Below are 17,631 nucleotides of genomic sequence, written 5' to 3'. Positions count from 1 at the left end.
TCTGAAGGAGACTCCCAGCACCGAACCACCCGCCACCTTCCAGGGCGGGTTTGTCCACAACGCGTGCGCGGTCCTCACCCCGGACGTGCTGGCCGCCGCGGGAATGGCGTTGAAGGACGGCTTCCTCCAGGGCGGCGATCGCCTGAGCACCACCGACGGAGACCGGCCCGAACTCGCCGGAAAGGGCGGGTGGGCGAGTACGTGCGGCGGCAGCGTCAGCGTGTCCTCCGCGCCGAAGCTGACCGATATCAGTGTGAACCTCCACGTCTTGCACTCGCGATTTTCGCAACAAATGGATTGGCGGGACGCCGTGCTGGAGGTCGGTGCTCGGCAGGTGTCCGAGAGGGCACCAGGCGACATCAAGGTGAGTGTCCAGACCGACTACAACATCCTGGAGCTCGGCATCACCGGCTTCACCAGGCTCCCAGATCCCGAAGTCGCCTTGACCACGCTGCTCGACGGCATCCGCCGGAACGTCGCCCAAGGCCCGCGGTCCATGCCCGTACACAGCTATCCGGCGCCTTACGACCTCGTCGCCGACCCGTGCGCCGCCTTCCCGGCGGAGGTCTTCACCATGATCACTGAACGGCCGACCGATGGTCTGCAACGGGATCTGTTCAGTTTGAGCGAAAGCCCCGGCTCGAAGCACAACAGTGTCGAGATGCGCTGTGACCGCACCGGCCAAGTGGCGCTTTCGGAGGGGATCGCACCGAGCGTCACCGTGAGCCAGACCGTACTGTCCGTACCGGATCCTGGCATCGCCACCGCCGCTGTTCGCGAGCACTGTGACGTCGAGCGGGGCGTGGAGTTACCCCGGCCTCTGGGAGAGGCCAGTTGTGGCCACTTCGGCGCCGACGGCGGCCAGGTCCTCCTCCACAGCGGTCGCTCGATGGTGCGGATCAGTCTCATCGCTCCCAAAACCGACCCGGCCAGGACGCGCGACAACCTCGTTAAAGGTGCCGAGGCCGTCTATGCCCGGCTTACGCCCTCCCCTTGAGGTTCTTCAGGACTTCCGCAGCCACACTGCGGCCTGCGTCGCATGAATCCTTACCCGCGCGGTACGCCTTGTCTCCGAGTGTGAGGGAAACCGAATAGGCAAGCTGATCGGATACACCTACGACGACGACGCAGTGCTTCTTGTCGTCCGGCGCCGCTCCGGCATTGATGGCGTAGGCGATCGCCGGATAGCCGTCGATTGGATCGAGGTCTAGCCAGCGATCTGCTTTCGGTTTCACGTTCTTGTAGGCGAGGGAGATGCCTTGGTCGGATTTGGTTTGGTAGCCGATGGAGAATCCTGCGCCGCTGCCGGATGCAGCGCGGAAAGTGCAGGCGGCGCCAAGGGCGTCGGTGCTGGGCTCGGCGGGCTTCGGTTCGCCGACGAAGGACTCAATTTGCTGGGTGGTGAGGGCGCTGTCACATGGGCTCCCGTCGAGCACTTTTGCCGGGAGCGGGTTCTGTACGGCGAGTGCTCCGCTGTTTGGGACTCCCACCGCGCTCGACGAAGCGGCAGGCGCTTCCGTGCCTGGTGTCGGGGTGCCGGGAGTGGTGCCGTTGCCATCGCAGGCCGCCAAGAGCAGGGTTCCGGTGGCGACGAGCGCGAGGGTGGCCACCAGGTGCCGTGAAGTCATTCGATTGACCCGCTTTTCTTGGTTGCTTCGGCCGCTTGACGGTCCGCTTCCTCGGTCAACCCTAGCGCCTTCTCCAGCCTGAGAATGAGTTCTGTGTAGTAGTCCTCTTGGAAACGCAGATGGCCAACATAGAAGCGGCCGGTTTCGTTGATGCCGTTCTTGTCGTTTACCGCGCGCCAGCTTGCCGGTTCATAGCCTGGCGGGTCGACCTGGTGCAATTTCCCCGCAGATTCGTACTGCTTGAGGATGAAGTCGCGTTGGTCTTGGCACTTCTTGAGCAGGGCGCGCATTTCGTCGCCGTTCATGGTGAAGCCCCCGCCGCCGGCCGGTGCGGCTCCACCGCCTACGACGTCGTCACTGTTCTGGAACCAGACGTCCCCGAAGAACGAAGTCATCGAGATCTCCCCTTATCTCAGTCCATGCAGGGTCGCATAGAGGACGTCGACCAGGACGTCCCGGCTCCCCGGTTCGAAGCTGACCAGCGGTTCGCCGTCCTCACCCGGCAGCACGTAGGTGAGGACGCGTCCGGCATGAGCGGTGTCGACCACGGTCAGCGGAGTGCTCCTGGTGCCGTTGTTGACCGCGTAGAGCTGGTGCACGCCGGTTCGTTTCGCCGCCATCAACTCCCGCGCCGAGGGCAAGGGGTCGTATTCGGGCTCGTCGGTCGGGTCTTCGAGGTCGTACGAATCCTCGTAGACCGGCTGGCCCGAGAAGCGGGATTTCGGGATCTTGACCGGGTCGATCCGGGCCGGTTCGACCGGGGGCAACATGTCGACCAGCGATTCGGCGCCGTAGCCGGGATCGATGACGTCGATACGGACCTTCTCGTCTTGGCGGATCACCCGGACCGCGTCCCGGCCGGACGCCGACACGAGGATGTTCCCGGTCTCGTCCGACTCGATGTCGCCGAGCCAGGCGGTGAACCGGAGCGGGCCGGTGGCCAGCACGCGGAGAAGGTCGCGGAACTCCCCGGTCAAGCTGCCCCCGGAGGCCAGCTTCAGTTCGGTGAGGGTGTCGAGCACAGCGTCGTCAAGCTTCTTCTTGGTGTCCTCGGCGAGCCACAGGTGGTCCGGACCGAGCGCCGCGGGCGGAGTGCCGTGGTGCTCCCACTCCCACGCGGTGAGCAGGACGGTCTTCGGCAGGTACAGGGGTGCTTCGAACACGATCAGAGCCCGATCACCGGCGGGACCGGCTTTGTCTCAGTGCCGCCGAAGACGCTGTCGGGGTCGGCTTCCTGCAGGTAGGAGGCACGCTTGTGTTCCTCGTCCTCGCCGCCCCTGCCCTTGCCCGCGCCCATCGGGCCCATTCCCGGTGCGCCAGGCCGGCCCGCGCCCCCGGCGGGGCCACCGGGCATGCCAGGACGGGCTACCTGGCCGGGCTGACCGGGAGCCATCGCCCCGCTGCCGCGACCAGGTCCAGGTGCGGAGCCGCTCCCCGGACCACCGGACGAGCCCGAGCCGGGTCCGAAACCACTGCCGGCGCCGGGACCGAAGCCCGGCCCGAACCCGGCTCCGCCACCACCAGGGCCGAAGTTGGTGCCGCCGCCGGTGCCAGGGCCGAAGGACGGCGGCTGGTAACCCGGATACGACGAAGGCTGCGGAGGCGTGTAACCCGCCGCCCGCGTGCCATCGTCGTACTGGCCGGGGCGGAAGCTCGGATCGGACGGCTGCGGGCGTGGGGCCTCGTAGGGCCGGTGGTTCGGGGTTTCGGGGCCGGTTGGTGGAGGCCCCGACGACGATGGTGGCGGTTGCACCCCGCCCGGAGGCGGCCGGTATCCGTCGCCACCGGAATCCGAGCGCCCGTCGAACCCGCGCACCTTGCCGCCGTCGCCAGGACCGGGCCGACTGTCATCGACCTTGAAATCCCCGCCGTCGAAAGCGCCGAGCTGCCCGTAGTCGATGGTCCGGCCGGCATTGTTCGAGGTGGACTGGTCGTTGTAGGCGTTGTAGCGCTCGAGATTCGCCTGCGCCTTTTGGTTGTACTGGTTGACCTTGTCTTCGGTGTCGGTGTCCCACGGCGTCACGTCGTCGTAGGTGCCCGTGGCCGGTGGGTCGGCGGCGACTTCGCGGTCCAGCGAGTTCTTCAGCGACACGAACTGATCCAGCTGCGTCTGCGTCAACCCCGAATTGCGCTCCAGGCTCGATGACGCCGACGTGGAGGAGTCGGCGAGCGGCTGAAGCTTCGCCCGCGCGGCGTCCGCCGCGCCGCCGGTCCAGGCGGACTCCAACGCCGTCATCACGTCGCGGGTCCCGTCATGCAGCTGGGTCTGGTTCCGCGCTTGCTCACCACCGACCCTGCGCGCTTCTTCCAACGAGCCGGTTCCAGGGCCGTTCAGGACGGCTTCAAGCAGCTGCTTGGGCGTCAGGCCGCCTCGATCGACCGCGCCGGAGCCGTCACTCGAGTTCGACCCGACGATCCCGCCGATGATCGCGCCGACCGGCCCGCCCACGGCGAAACCGGCCGCCGCACCGGCGCCGGTCTTACCGAGCAGGCCGGTGGCCGCCTCCCATACGTCCCCGAACAAACCCATCGAAGCCCTCCCCGGCCCAATCGGTCGATGTCTTGCGCTCACGCACAATACCGCGCCGATCACACCTGGTAGACGGGTTTCAGCCGAGAAGGCGAGCCTGGAGCTTGGTGAGTGGCCGGAGCACCAGGAAGATCGGCACGGCCATCCCAGCGGCGATGAGGAAATGCACGATCCACGCTCCCGCCAGCGTCGGCCCGCCCCACGTGCCCTCGGGGTCGCTCCCGGTCCAGAAGAGCCCGTACGTCGCGATACGCCCGACAAGGTAGAAGAGCAGCAACGCGAGCAGGAACGCGGCCGCGCTCGGAGCGAAGGCCGCCACGAACCGCGGCCGTGACCCGCTCTCGTGCCCGAGCCAACGCCGCGCCAGTCCACGCTGGACCTTCGCGCCACCGAGGTAGCCCGGAAGCACGAGAAGCGCGTAGACCGCGCGTTTCCAGTCCGAAATCGTCATAACGAGCACGCTAAGGGTGTCTGACCTGCGAGAACATCGGGTAAGCCGCCGGATCCGGTAGGGAAAACCGAAGGGCGCTGTGGTGATCCACACGACCGGGGCGCGGATGTATGCCAAACGTTCCCCGATGTCAGACGGGTGTGCCACACTCGGTCGCCGAACGGCTACGACGTGAACAGGGGAGGTTCGCGTGTCGAACCCTGAGCGGCTCTTCGCTGATTTCGAGGCCAAACTGGCCGACGCGCAGCGAAAGGCGAATCAGATGCGCACCGAGATCGAAAGCGTCTCGGTGTCCGAACGCAGCAAGGACGGCCAGATCTCGGTCAAGGTCAACCACGCGGGGAACCTCGTCGGCCTGGAGATCGGCCCGTCCGTGCGGGACAACCCCGCGCTCGCCCAGGAGATCCTCCGCGTCGTCCAGAGCGCGCAGAGCAAACTCGCGGGCGCGATGCAGGCGGGCGTGCCGTCCATCGCGGGCACCGAGACCATGAACGAGCTGGTCACCCAGCTGCACAACGAATACCCGGAACCCGAACCGACGGGCTACGTCGAGGGCGGCCACCAGGAGACGGACGAGGACGACCGCTTCGTCGCCGAAGACGAACTCGACGCTCCTCCGCCGCCTCCTGCTCCGAAGCCGCCCGCCCCTCTGGCCCCACCCGCGCCACCGCGTGCCGCGCGCAGGCAGCAGACGGACCACGAGGACGACTACTTCACCGGCGGAGACTTCCTGCGCTGAGCGGGTTCTTGAGGGAGAAAATCATGGGACAGCCGCAAGGCAGTGAAGACTTCAAGGTCGATCCCGCGGAGCTCGCCGCGCACCGCAATACGATCGATTACCTGGGGCAACGAGTTGCGATGACCGGGTCAGCCGCAGACGCGGCAATGGGCGACGAAGCATTCGGCCTTGTCGGAATCCCGCTGGCCGCGATCTGCGCCACTGTCCAGAGCCTGGCGCGGAGCGCGATCGAGTCGGCTGTCGAAGCTTCGGCCGACCATGCCGATCGTGTGCACACCTGGCAACAGAGGAAGCAAATGCAGGAGGACGAGTTCAAGAGCTTCTTCAAGGTGGAGGACTGACCGATGGCAGAAACACCCGTCGCTGCCCCTGGTGCCAATCCGCTGATCAAGACAGACGCCGCACAGGACGAAAGCTCGCTCGAAGGCGCGGGAATCCTCCAAGACTTCTGGGACACCGGCGCCAAGATCGCGAGCGGAGACTGGGCGGAAGGGTTGGCGAACTTCGCCAACGGCGTGACCGGTCTTGCCGACCTCGTCGCCGATCCGATCGGGACTCTGGCGGCATCGGCGTTCGGTTGGATCATCGAGCACGTGCCGTTCCTCCGTGAGCCGCTCGATTGGCTCGTGGGCGACCAGGTGGCACTGGACAACATGATCGGGACCTGGGAGAACATCGGCAAAGAACTCGAGTCCGTCAGCGAGGACCTGGGTAAGGCCGTCGAGCGCGAAAGCGCGAATTGGACCGGTGATGCTGCGGACGCCTACCGGGCCTTCGCCAAGAATCGGGCCGACCTGTACGCGGGTATTGCCTCGGGCGCGAATTCCATCGGGACGCTGGTCAGCGTCTGCAAAATGATCCTTGCGGTCGTACGGACCATCGTTCGAGACTTGATCTCGGAGTGTCTCGGGAAACTCGTGAGTATCGCGATGCGCTACCCGGGGCCGGCGATGCCTGCCGGTATCGCCGCGGAGGGAACCCCGAAGGCCATCAGCTACGCACAGAGGTGCCTCGGCTGGATCAAGAAGTTGACCAAGGCCTTCGGCAAGGCGAAGGGCCTCTTCAAACGTCTCACCGACGGCTTCGACAAGATCAAGGACGCCTTGACTCCAAAGGCGCTGAAGAAGTTCATGGGCAGCGGGAAGAAAGCGATCGACGGTGCAGGTGACACGACCTTCGCGTCGAAGGTCACCGAGGCGAGAAAAGATCTGCCGGAGTCTCGCAAGCACATCTTTGGCTTGGAAGGTACAGCCAAGGACAAGAGTCTCACTGAGAACCTGGCGCAGGTGAAGGAAAATGTGACTGGTCGCCTCAAGGAAAACTACGGCGAAGACTTCCAGTCGAACCTCACCAAGGAGAAACGCAAAGCTATCGGGAAAAAGATCGACGAGACGGCAGGCGACGTTTTCGGCGAGGAGGAGGAGCCGCCTAGCAAAAAGGCGCCGCCTCCAGCTGGGGTCATGGGTCCGTACAGCGCGGCAGGCGCACCGCAGAAGCCCTCTGATTCAGAAAACCAAGCAGTCGAGCCGCCGATCTTCGACCAACAGGGTGGGCAGCGGATCTCAGGTTCTCTATAGGACCCCAACGACGTGGAAGGAACGCCAAGTGGCCGATGAGCGGTTGGTGATCTCAAGGACGCCAGGGGTCTTCGGTCATCTGGTGCTGGTCATCCTGTTCGGCACCTTGACCGTGGTCATGGCGATCGCCGTGGTCAGCGACTACCAGTTGGCAGTGCGCATCGTGGCCGGGGTCCTCTGCGCCGTGTTCATCTACTGCGGAACCATCGAGTTCCGTAACTACCGGACGCCGCCTCCCGCTGACGAACTGATTTTCGATCGTGCGGGAATCAGGCGTATCAAGGGTGGCGTGGTGGCCTGGAGTGCTCAGTGGGAAGACATCGCGAAGATCATCTTGAGCCTCGACTTTCGCGAGTACTCCCCGCACCGTTCCGGAGCTGACGACTTCAATCTGGTCATTCGCCCGGTATCGGGTTTCGACGCACTGTCCGCGGGATTGGCCCGTGAACCCGACGGCGACCTCCAAGTGGCCGATATCGACCTCAGACCTCGTGAGATGAAGCTGCTGTTGCCCTTTCTTGTGAAGCATGTCGATGTCGCGATCGAGGACGACAACACCGTCGTGCGGACCGTGCCCGACGAACCGGTGGTGGCCACGGCCCGCGAGGAAGATCTTGACGTCGTGGACGACGCGGTGAAGATCCATGTGAACGGCTGGGACAAGCGCAAGTTGGGAGCCTTCCGGTTCGCGGCCCTGATGATCGAGGTCACGGCCTTGGTGGTCGCTGCCGCCACTGAAGGCTCAGTGCGCGTCTGCGCGCTTGTGGTGCTCTTTGCGCTTTTCGCAGTGACGATGGTGGTCGAAGGCTTCGAAGGAGCGACGCACGAGAAGAAGAGGAAAGTCGTGCTGGAACTCGGACCTCGCGGCTTCTACTTCCGGACATACGGCACCTTCGTCGGAGTGTGGTGGCACGAGATCGACGCAGTGCGGTGGGGAGTCGACCACGGCTCCACCTACTTGGACTTCCTGCCTGGGTCGGACATGTTCGCGATCCGCCATCCGAAGTTGGCCGAATTGACCAGAAGCGACCCGTACAACGCCGAGTCCGACAGTCTCGCCGGTGGTTGGTATCGGTTGGGACGGCCGTTCAGCGTGAACGCGCGACGCGAGTTCGAGAGCAGCATGCGGAAGTCCGACCGCGTGGAGTTCCGGGAGACGGCGGCGCCGGGCTGACCAGGAGGCTGAAGCCGGGGCGCCGCCGGCGCCGATCACTCGGGGGGCTACGTGATCGACGCCGGCGACCCGATGCCCTCTTCCCGGCACCGGCCGGGATCGGGGCAACGTCACCGCTTGGAAGCGGCAACGCATCTCAAGAGCGGGCGTGATCGCCGAAGTGACGCCCGGGGGAAGGTTATCCCCCGAAAGAGTGACGGCGTTCCGCTGCTCGCCTGATTGTCGCACTACGCGCCGAGAAAGTTACAAAGTTCTTCACATCTTCGCCCGGAGAAGGGCCATGACCGGACAACTGCTGGTCATGGCATCGTTTCCTCCATGACTTCTCAGGTGCTGGTCATCGGGTCCGCCAATGCCGATCTCGTCGTCCCGGTCGACCGGCGGCCGGGTGGTGGCGAAACCGTACTGGGCGGCGACACGGTCTTGTCGCCGGGTGGCAAAGGCGCCAACACCGCGGTCGCCGCGGCCAGGCTCGGCGCCGACGTCGCGTTGCTCGGGGCGGTCGGCGACGACCCGTACGGCGAGCTGCTCAAGCGGTCGCTGGCCGAGTCCGGGGTGAACACTGGCTCCCTGCGCACGAGCGAGCGTCCGACGGGGATCGCGTACATCACGGTCACGCCCGACGGTGAGAACTCGATTCTCGTTTCGCCTGGCGCCAATTCGGCCCTGCGGCCCGAGGATGTCGACCTCGACGGCGCCGAGGTCGTGGTGTTGTCGCTGGAGATCCCGCTCGAAACCGTCGAGCACGCCGTCGCGAAGGCCGTCGAGAGCGGCGCGAAAACCCTGCTGAACCTGTCGCCGGCGGCCGAGCTTTCCGCGAAGACGCTTCAGGGGCTCGACGTGCTGTTGGTCAACGAGCACGAGGCGGCCTTCCTCCTTGGTGGCGAGGCCGACTTCCCCAAGCTGCTCGACCTCGGTCCGAAGGCCGCTGTCGTGACGCTCGGCGCGAAGGGGGCGGCGGTGGTGACCGCGGACGGGGTGACGGAGGTGCCGTCGCCGAAGGTGGAGGCCGTCGACACGACGGGCGCCGGTGACGCTTTCGCCGGGGCGCTCGCCACCTCGCTCGCGAAGGGTGACGAGCTGGCCGAGGCGGCGCGCAAGGCGGTGAAGGTGGCGGCGATCACCGTGACCCGCCAGGGGGCGCAGCCTTCGTATCCGACGGCGTCCGAACTGGAATGATGCCTTCGTCTGTGTTCTGCTGGTGGCTATGAGCCAGGTCACGCCGCCTATGAGATATGGTCTAGACCATGCCGTCTGAGTCACTGTCCGGGGTCGCCGTCAGTCCCGGCCGCGCGAGCGGTCCTGTCGTCCGGGTCGCCGAGCCGCTCGGCGAACCCGCGAGCACGCCGGCACCGGCCGATCCCGCCGCCGAGGCCGCCCGGATCGCCCCGGCCGCGCAGATCGTGGCAGGCAGGCTCGAGAAGCTCGCCGAGACGGCGACGGGTGAGGCCGCGACGATCCTCATCACCACCGCGGCGATGGCGGCCGACCCCGCGCTCGTCTCCTCGGCGGAGCAGCTGGTCAAGGATCAGAACCTGCCCGCGCCGCGTGCGGTGCACCAGGCGGCGGGCAAGTTCGCCGACGCGCTCGCGGCCGCGGGCGGCTACATGGCCGAGCGTGCCCGCGACGTCCTCGACGTGCGCGACCGGCTCATCGCCGAACTGCTGGGCATCGCGCCTCCCGGCGTTCCCGACCTGGACTCGCCGAGCGTGCTCGTCGCCCGCGACCTCGCGCCCGCCGACACCGCGGGCCTCGACCCGGACAAGGTGCTCGCGCTCGTCACCGAAGAGGGCGGCCCCACCAGTCACACCGCGATCCTCGCCCGCGCGCTCGGCATTCCCGCCGTCGTCGCGGTCCGCGGCATCCTCGCGCTCGACGCGCAAGCGCTTGCGGTGGACGGGGACACCGGGGTCGTCGAGGTCGCGGACCCGGCCGCCGAGGTCGTCACGGCCGCCAAGACCGGCGCGATCGAGTGGGACGGCACCGGCGCGACCTCCGACGGCCACCGGGTGAAGGTGCTCGGCAACGTCGGTTCCGCTACCGATGCCCAGGCCGCGGCCGAGGCGGGCGCGGAAGGCGTCGGCCTCTTCCGGACCGAGTTCTGCTATCTCGACGCGTCCGCCGAGCCGAGCGTCGAAGAGCAGCGCAAGGCCTACACCGCCGTGCTCACGCCGTTCCGCAGCAAGCCGGTCATCGTCCGCACGCTCGACGCGGGCGCCGACAAGCCTCTCGCGTTCCTGGAGCCCGAGGTCGAGCCGAACCCGGCGCTCGGCGTACGCGGCCTTCGCGTCGCTTTCGACCGGCCCGAGATCCTCGACCGCCAGCTCGAGGCCATCGCGGGTGCCGCGCAGGACTCCGGAGCCGAGGTTTCGGTGATGGCCCCGATGGTCGCCACCGCCGCCGAGGCCGCCTGGTTCGCCGAGCGCGCCCGCGCCGCCGGAATCGCCCGCGTGGGCGTGATGATCGAGATCCCGGCCGCCGCGCTGACCGCCCGCGAGATCCTCGACGCGGTCGACTTCGTCTCCGTCGGCACCAACGACCTCGCGCAGTACACCTTCGCCGCGGATCGCCAGCTCGGCGCGGTCGCCAAGCTCAACGACCCGTGGCAGCCAGGGCTGCTGCGCCTGCTGAAGGTCATCGGGCAGGCCGCGAAGGACACCGGCAAGCCCGCCGGTGTCTGCGGTGAAGCCGCCGCCGACCCGAGGCTCGCGCTGGTGCTGGCCGGGCTCGGCCTCACCAGCCTTTCGATGAACGCGCCCGCCGTGCGCGCGGTCGGCGCGAGCCTGGCGGCCACGACGCTGGCCGAATGCGAGTCGCTGGCCGAGGCCGTTTTGGCCACGTCGGACCCGGTCGCCGCGAGGCAGGCCGCCGCGAAGCGGTAGCAAAGGTCCCCCGCTCCCAAAAAGGATCGGGGGCATGTCGAAATCAGGTCCACCACTTCGACGCCTAGGTGAAAGACACCGAAGCGACGAAAGGACCGGACCATGACGACCACCATGACCTCGACGCGGGCGGGACGCCGGGAGTGGGTCGGGCTGGCCGTATTGGCCCTCCCCACCTTCCTGGTCTCCCTCGACGTCTTCGTGCTGATCCTCGCGCTGCCGAAGCTCAGCCAGAGCCTCGGCGCCGACAGCGTCCAGCAGCTGTGGATCATGGACGTCTACGGCTTCATGATCGCCGGCTTCATGGTCACCATGGGCACCCTCGGCGACCGCATCGGACGCCGGAAACTGCTGCTCATCGGCGCCACGGCGTTCGGGCTCGCCTCCGTGCTGGCCGCGTTCTCGACCTCCGCGCTGATGCTCATCGCCGCCCGCGCGCTCCTCGGGATCGCCGGCGCGACGCTGGCGCCGTCGACGCTCGCCCTGATCAGCAACCTGTTCTCCGACAGCCGCCAGCGTTCGCTCGCGATCGGCATCTGGGCGGGCTGCTTCACCGTCGGCGCGATCGTCGGGCCGATGGTCGGCGGCGTGCTGCTGGAGCACTTCTGGTGGGGGTCGGTGTTCCTGCTCGGCGTGCCCGCGATGGTCCTGCTGCTCGTCGTCGGCCCAAAGCTCCTGCCCGAGTACCGCAACGAGAACGCCGGCCGCATCGATCCGGCGAGCGTCGCGCTTTCGCTGGTCACGATCCTGCCCGCGGTCTACGGCATCAAGGAACTCGCCCGCGAGGGTGTGCACGTGGTCCCGGTGGCCTCGCTGCTGATCGGCCTGGCCTTCGGTGTGGTGTTCGTGCGGCGCCAGCGAATCCTCCAGGACCCGCTGATCGACCTGACGCTGTTCCGCGCCCGCGCGTTCACCACGGCGATCGGCGGGATGTGCGCGTTCACCATGCTGGGCGGTACGACCATGCTCTTCGTCGCGCAGTTCTTCCAGATCGTGCTGGAGCTTTCGCCGGTCGGCGCCGCGCTGGCGTTGCTGCCGGGCATGCTCGCGTCGACCGTCAGCTTCCTGGCCGCGCCGGTCCTCGCCCGCCGTGTTCGCCCCGCGACGCTGATCGCCGCCGGCCTGGCGGGCGCGATCGCCGGATTCCTGCTGCTGACGCAGGTCGAGGCGGGCGCCGGTCCGGTGGTGCCGTCGATCGCCTTCGCCATCACCTGCCTGTGCGGTGGTCCGCTGGTCACCTTGGGCACGGATCTGGTCGTCGGCTCCGTGCCGCCGGAGAAGGCCGGTTCGGCGGCCTCGCTTTCGCAGACCGGCAACGAATTCGGCTACGCGCTGGGCATCGCGACCGTCGGGACCCTGGGCAACGCGGTCACCCGGTCCCGGCTCGCCGACGCCGTCCCCGCGCACGACGCGTTCGCCAGCGGGATGCACGCGGTGTCCGGACTGGCCGCGCTGGTGCTGGCCGCGGTCGCGTACTTCGTACTCCGGCACCTCCGCCACGTGCGCCCGGTCGGCGCCTGAGTGTCTGTTGGTGAACCCGCGTCCGCGATCGCGTCGGCAGGGCGCGACCTGGTCTTACCTCTCACGTTCGCGACAGAGGCGCCCTGCCACCGCGATAGCGGGGCCTTCGGCCGGGGCGGGTTCACGCGTTATGTGCCTTTCGCGAGACACGTCGCAGCTTCGCCAACAGGCTCTAACCGAAGAAACCCCGCCGCGGGTACTTGATGATCAGCGACCCCCCGTGCACGCGCCCGGTGATGACGAACCGGGGCGTGCCGGGGCGGCCGTTCGACCGCGTCCGGTCGTCGAGGTTGCCGAACTTGATGTCGGTGATCGAGTTGGTGTCGACGGCGCCGTTCTCCGGGATGGTGATCTCCACCGGACCCCATTTGGCCTGCAGTTCGATATGCACCACCGGATGCCGGATCTCGGCCTGGGAGAAGTCCAGCTTCGTGGCGCCGTACTTGTTCCGGATCACCATCGACTCGGGGACCAGCCAGTTCCCGTTGCGCTGCAACGCCGAGTACTTGCCGTTGAGCTCCATGACCTGCCCGGACGGCTGCGCGTAGGCATGCTGCCTCGGCGGTGCCCACGGGTTCTGCTGCTGCCGCGGCACCATTCCCGCCTCGGGGTGCACCAGGCCGGGCAGATCCGTGAGCACCGCGTTCAGCTCACCGCGGGTCTTCGAGGCGAGTGCGCGGTCGGTCCGTTCGGTGAACTCGTCGAGGTTCAGCATCCCGAGGCCGATCGCCTTCTGCAGGACCTCGACGACGTGTTCCCGTTCCGCGTCGGAGACCCGGATGTCCCGTCCGGTCAACGGCTTGGTTTCGGTCGCCGGCTGCTCTTCCTCGCCCATGCCAGGAATGGTAGAACCGATTCTCACGCGCGAGATCGGGGAAATACCCTGAACAGACCCGTATTTCTCCCCTGTGCCGCCCTGCTGGCGGCTGTCCTGCTGCTGGCCGGATGCACCGACGTCACCTCGCAGCCGGCGCCGGCTCCCGGGCCGACATCGCCGCCACCGTCGAAGCTCGAAGGCATCCCGGTGGACTACAGCGGTTTCCGGCTCGTCATGGCGACCTCGCCGCCGTCGATGCTCGATCCCGCCACCGGCGTCACCACCCCGCTGCCCGGCGCCCCGGCCGGTGACCGGGTCAACGACGTCGTCCGGGTCGGCAAGTTCCCGGTCGTGCTGTCGGCCGGCCGCTGCGGGCCGTCGTGCCTGGAGCCGTCCGAGGTGCTCGTCTACGGCGATCCCAAGAACCAGCCGTGGAAACTCGGCAAGGCCCGCAGTGTCGCCCCGGCCGCCGACGAGAGCGGTGTCTGGCTGATCCGCGACGACGGCAATGACCTGTGCCGCCTCCAATACGTCTCCTTGCTCGGCGTCGAGCGCGGGCGCGGCCGTCCGGCGAGCTGCACGATGGCGGTGCGCCAGGAGGTGCCGCAGGGCCTGCTGATCACGGTGAACACCGGGACGGCCACCGCCGAGGACGTGCTGATCGACCCCGCCACCGGCCGCGCCGTGCACCAGTTCCCCCGGGTACTGGCGATCACCAAGGATCGGATGCTGCTGGCCGAGCTGACCGAGTTCTCCGTGCTCGACCTGCGGAACAACCAGCGCACGCCGGTCAAGCGGCCGGTGGCCAACGGCAAACCGGGCCCAGCGGTGCCGAGCCGCGACGGCTACAAGGTCGCCGTGCTGTTCGGCGACCCGGCCTGGGCCGGGACGGCCACGCAGACCGCCGACGTCTGGGTGCTCGCCCTCGACACGCTGACCTGGACACACGCGCCCTCGACACCGATCGCCACCGAGCTCAAGCGGGTCGCGGTCGAATGGACCGAAGACGCCAGCCTGGTGCTCGCCACGGACGTCGTCGCGAGCTGGCGGCTCGACCGGCCACAGTGGACGGTCGTCAAGACCGCGTTGCCCACCGAGCGGAACCGGTCGGTGGTGACGATCGGCCAGGGGTGACTATTCAGCGTCCAGCCCGTGCTCGATGGCGTACCGGGCCAGTTCGACACGGTTGTGCAGCTGGAGTTTCCGCAGCGTCGACTGGACATGGTTCTCCACCGTCCGATGCGACAGCACGAGCTTCTCGGCGATCTGCCGCGCCGTCATCCCCTTCGCGACCAGGCGCAGGACGTCGGTCTCGCGTTCGGTCAGCCGCGGCGGCGCGGGCCCGTCGTCCGGCGCGTCGGCCATGCGGCGGTACTCGCCGAGGACGAGCCCGGCGAGTCCGGCGGTGAACACCGGGTCGCCCGCGGCGGTCCGCTTGACCGCGTCCACGAGCTCGCTCGCCGAAGCCGATTTCACCAGGTAGCCGGACGCCCCGGCCTTGACCGCCTCGAGGACGTCGCTGTGCTCGCCGCTCGCGGACAGCACCAGGACCTTGGTCGACGGCAGTTCCGAGGTGATCTCGCGGGTGGCGTCGACGCCCGAGGTCTCGCCGAGGTTGAGGTCCATCAGCACGACGTCGGGCCGGACCGTGCGCGCGATCCGCACCGCCGCGGGCGCGTCCGGCGCGGTGGCCCGCACGTCGAAACCGTGCTCGGCCAGGTCGCGCGCGACCCCGTCCCGCCACATCGGATGATCGTCGACCACCATCACCGAGACCCGAGCCTCACCGGTCATCGCTTTCCCCTCGCCGCGACTGGAACCTTGACTTCCCATTCCGTGCCCTGGCCGGGCGCGGTGTCCAGGGCGACACTTCCGCCCAGATCCCGCACGCGCCCCTTGATGGACTCCGCGATACCTAGATGTCCCTCGGCCGCCGCGCGTTCCAAAACGCCGGGCGCGATTCCCGGCCCGTCGTCGCGAACGCTGACGACGACCTCGGTGCCGAGGTCCTCCAGCAGCACCCAGGCGTGCGCGTCTTCCCCCGCGTGTTTCTCGACGTTCGACAGCGCCTCGCGCGCCACGGCCACCAGCTCCGAGGTCACGTGCTCGGGCAGCTGGACCTCGCCCGCGGGCGTCGAGACCTGCACCGACGGCGTCGCGAGCAGCTGCAGCGCGGCACGGAGGTCGGTGGTCCCGTTCTCGCTCGGATGCGTCGGCTCGGTGGTGACCAGCGCGCGCAGTGCGATCTCCTGCTCACCGGCCAGTTTCGCCAGCTCGGCGGCCTCCCCGCCGAATTCGGCGCCGCGTTTGCGCACCCTGGCGAGGACCTGGAGGACGCTGTCGTGGATCGAGCGGGCGAGCCGCTCGCGTTCGGCCGTCGCGGCTTCCATCCGCAACGCCCTGGTCAGCGCGTCCGCCGACCGGCGAGCCATCGTGGCGGCCAGCCCGATCACGAACCCGCTCGCGGTCAGCAGGAAGCCGTCCCTGGCGACGTCGACGTCGAACCGCCAGCGCACCAGCCCGGTGACCACCGAGACCACCAGCCCGGCGAGCACCCCGCCGACCGCGCCGAACCGCGTGCCGGCGGCCGCGGGCGGGACCGCCGCCCACACCGTCGTGATGAGCGGGATGTTGGCGTCGAACTGCGCGGTGGTCAGGATCCACGCCGACGTGAACATGAGGGCGACGGTGAGCGCGAGATCGACGCCGACCAGCCACGGCCAGCGGCTCGACGGCCGCGCGTAGAATACGCTGCTGACGATCGTCCACACCGTCATCAAGCCGAACGACGTCCACGCCAGCCACTTGTTCGCGTAGCCGTCGTAATGGACGACGAACGAGCCGAGCGCGAAGAGCAGCGTCGTCACGCGAAGCACGATCACCCCGCGCCACAGCGGAGTGGCCGGGTCCCGCGTGCCGAGCGCCGAGACGGCGCGCCAGAGCGGGGTCTCGGTCATGACTTGGCTTCGGACTCTTCCCCGGGATCATTCGGTTGCGCCGCCTGATCCCGCAGGACGTCGATCTCGGCCGGATCGGGATCGTGTTCATGCAGCAGCGACCGGATCCCCGCGTTGAGCACCGCGAGCAGCGGCACCGAGAGCAGCGCGCCGGCGATCCCGGCGGCGACGAGACCGGCGGTGATCGCGAGCACCACGGCGAGCGGGTGCAGCTTCACCGCGCGGCCGAGCAGGATCGGCTGCAGCACGTGGCTTTCCAGCTGCATGACGCCGATGACGATGGCCAGCACGACCAGCGCGCCGACGATGCCCTTCGTCACCAGCGCGATCAGCACCGCGACCGCGCCCGCGATCACGGCGCCGATGATCGGGATGAAGGCGCCGAGGAACACCAGCGTCGCCAGCGGGATCACCAGCGGCACGCCGACGATCGCCAGCCCGATGCCGATGCCGACCGCGTCGACCACGGCCACCGCCGCCGTCGCGCGCACGTAGCTGACCAGCGACGCGAAACCGCGCCTCCCGGCGACGTCGACCCGGTTCCGCACGCGGCCCGGCACACCGCGGACCAGGAACTTCCAGATCTGGTCGCCGCCGGAGAGGAAGAAGATGAGGATGAACAGCGTCAGGATGAAGCCGGTGACGATCTCGCCGACCGTGCCCGCGGTGGTGAGCGCGGTCGTGGTGATCGACGCCTGGTTGTTCTGCAGGAAGCTGATCGCCTGGTTGATGAACTCCTGGATCTGCTCCTGGCGCAGGTGCAGCGGCCCGTCGATGAGCCAGACCTTGATCTGGTTGAGGCTCTCCGTCAGCTGCTTCTGCAGTTCGGGCAGGCCGGAGGAGAACTGCGCGACGACGAACGTCAGCAGCCCGCCGAGGACCGCGAGCCCGGCGATCAGCACTATCCCGGCCGCGAGCCCGCGAGGGAATCTCAACATCGTCAGCTTGGAGACCGCCGGCGCGAGCAGCGCCGCGAGCAGCAGCGCGATCGACAACGGGATCACGACCACCGACAGATAGCCGATGAGGAACACGATGACGTAGAGCGCGGCGATCACCACGATGAAACGCCACGACAACGCCGCACCGATCCGCAGGCCGCGGGGCACCAGGTTGGTGACGTCTTCGGTCGACTCGGAGAGGAACGGGTTCGCCGGGTCGAATTCCGGCTGTTTGCGCTGGGGCTCGCTCACGCGCTCACCGTATCGGTCCGAGGCGACGTTTCCCGACCATTCCGGGCGACGCGCACGGGGCGAATTCGCCCGATGCGACGCTTGACACACCACCTGCGGATCAACTCTGGAGTAACCGCGCTCCGCCAGCCGTGATCACACATCGTGATTTTGGGCTACACC

At 68.0% G+C, this 17,631-nt stretch carries 18 protein-coding genes; 9 read left to right on the top strand and 9 right to left on the bottom strand.

Annotation, left to right across the window (positions count from 1 at the left end; translation table 11 throughout):
* Positions 1–85: 85 nt before the first annotated feature.
* A complete protein-coding gene (locus tag AC069H_RS01890) occupies positions 86–997 on the top strand; it encodes a hypothetical protein (protein ID WP_478231044.1) in 912 nt (303 codons plus the stop codon).
* Here the strand turns inward: AC069H_RS01890 and AC069H_RS01885 are convergent.
* The 5 genes from AC069H_RS01885 to AC069H_RS01865 form a co-directional block, all read right to left on the bottom strand.
* Entirely contained in the window at positions 981–1,610 is a 630-nt protein-coding gene (locus AC069H_RS01885; protein WP_478223942.1) for a DUF3558 domain-containing protein, read from the bottom strand. The two genes, AC069H_RS01890 and AC069H_RS01885, sit on opposite strands and share 17 nt — an antisense overlap.
* Positions 1,611–1,624: 14 nt before the next feature.
* Positions 1,625–2,023: a hypothetical protein gene (locus AC069H_RS01880; RefSeq protein ID WP_478231043.1), complete on the bottom strand. Its 399-nt coding sequence runs from the start codon at positions 2,021–2,023 to the stop codon at positions 1,625–1,627.
* A 12-nt stretch (positions 2,024–2,035) separates the two neighbouring features.
* Entirely contained in the window at positions 2,036–2,791 is a 756-nt protein-coding gene (locus AC069H_RS01875; RefSeq protein WP_478231042.1) for an ESX secretion-associated protein EspG, read from the bottom strand.
* 2 nt (positions 2,792–2,793) lie between these two features.
* Positions 2,794–4,158, bottom strand: a complete 1,365-nt coding sequence (locus AC069H_RS01870) for a hypothetical protein (protein ID WP_478231041.1) — start codon at positions 4,156–4,158, stop codon at positions 2,794–2,796.
* 79 nt (positions 4,159–4,237) lie between these two features.
* Complete coding sequence (locus AC069H_RS01865) at positions 4,238–4,609, bottom strand: hypothetical protein (protein WP_478231040.1); 372 nt, start codon at positions 4,607–4,609, stop codon at positions 4,238–4,240.
* Between the two features lie 190 nt (positions 4,610–4,799).
* On the opposite strand from AC069H_RS01865, the gene AC069H_RS01860 reads away from it, so the two are divergent.
* The 7 genes from AC069H_RS01860 to AC069H_RS01830 all read left to right on the top strand — a co-directional run bounded on the left by AC069H_RS01860 (position 4,800) and on the right by AC069H_RS01830 (position 12,502).
* Entirely contained in the window at positions 4,800–5,348 is a 549-nt protein-coding gene (locus AC069H_RS01860; protein WP_478231039.1) for a YbaB/EbfC family nucleoid-associated protein, read from the top strand.
* A 23-nt stretch (positions 5,349–5,371) separates the two neighbouring features.
* Complete coding sequence (locus AC069H_RS01855) at positions 5,372–5,689, top strand: hypothetical protein (RefSeq protein ID WP_478223948.1); 318 nt, start codon at positions 5,372–5,374, stop codon at positions 5,687–5,689.
* A gap of 3 nt (positions 5,690–5,692) precedes the next feature.
* Positions 5,693–6,925, top strand: coding sequence for a WXG100 family type VII secretion target (locus AC069H_RS01850; RefSeq protein WP_478223949.1), 1,233 nt, complete (start codon positions 5,693–5,695; stop codon positions 6,923–6,925).
* Positions 6,926–6,953: 28 nt separating this feature from the next.
* Complete coding sequence (locus tag AC069H_RS01845) at positions 6,954–8,099, top strand: hypothetical protein (protein ID WP_478223950.1); 1,146 nt, start codon at positions 6,954–6,956, stop codon at positions 8,097–8,099.
* 318 nt (positions 8,100–8,417) lie between these two features.
* Entirely contained in the window at positions 8,418–9,278 is an 861-nt protein-coding gene (locus AC069H_RS01840) for a ribokinase (protein WP_478223951.1), read from the top strand.
* Between the two features lie 68 nt (positions 9,279–9,346).
* Positions 9,347–10,981, top strand: coding sequence for a phosphoenolpyruvate--protein phosphotransferase (ptsP, locus tag AC069H_RS01835; protein WP_478231038.1), 1,635 nt, complete (start codon positions 9,347–9,349; stop codon positions 10,979–10,981).
* 102 nt (positions 10,982–11,083) lie between these two features.
* Positions 11,084–12,502: an MFS transporter gene (locus tag AC069H_RS01830; RefSeq protein WP_478231037.1), complete on the top strand. Its 1,419-nt coding sequence runs from the start codon at positions 11,084–11,086 to the stop codon at positions 12,500–12,502.
* Between the two features lie 172 nt (positions 12,503–12,674).
* Here the strand turns inward: AC069H_RS01830 and AC069H_RS01825 are convergent, their stop codons facing one another.
* The gene (locus AC069H_RS01825) at positions 12,675–13,337 is read right to left on the bottom strand and encodes a DUF1707 SHOCT-like domain-containing protein (protein ID WP_340685765.1); all 663 of its coding nucleotides are present in this window, start codon (positions 13,335–13,337) and stop codon (positions 12,675–12,677) included.
* 189 nt (positions 13,338–13,526) lie between these two features.
* Here AC069H_RS01825 and AC069H_RS01820 point away from each other — a divergent pair, with 189 nt between their 5' ends.
* Positions 13,527–14,453, top strand: a complete 927-nt coding sequence (locus AC069H_RS01820) for a hypothetical protein (RefSeq protein WP_478231036.1) — start codon at positions 13,527–13,529, stop codon at positions 14,451–14,453.
* Here AC069H_RS01820 and AC069H_RS01815 read toward each other — a convergent pair whose 3' ends face one another.
* From AC069H_RS01815 to AC069H_RS01805, 3 genes are read right to left on the bottom strand one after another with little or no spacing between them, the layout of a single operon-like run.
* Positions 14,454–15,113 carry a response regulator gene (locus AC069H_RS01815; RefSeq protein WP_478231035.1) on the bottom strand — a complete coding sequence of 220 codons (660 nt, stop codon included), beginning with the start codon at positions 15,111–15,113 and terminating at the stop codon, positions 14,454–14,456. It lies immediately after the preceding gene.
* Entirely contained in the window at positions 15,110–16,276 is a 1,167-nt protein-coding gene (macS, locus tag AC069H_RS01810; protein ID WP_478231034.1) for a MacS family sensor histidine kinase, read from the bottom strand. The genes AC069H_RS01815 and macS overlap by 4 nt, the downstream gene beginning before the upstream one ends.
* Complete coding sequence (locus AC069H_RS01805) at positions 16,273–17,469, bottom strand: AI-2E family transporter (RefSeq protein WP_478223957.1); 1,197 nt, start codon at positions 17,467–17,469, stop codon at positions 16,273–16,275. The genes macS and AC069H_RS01805 overlap by 4 nt, the downstream gene beginning before the upstream one ends.
* Positions 17,470–17,631: the final 162 nt, after the last annotated feature.

This window comes from Amycolatopsis sp. NPDC043887 (assembly GCF_056435665.1).
This window is presented reverse-complemented; position numbering and strand designations above follow the sequence as displayed.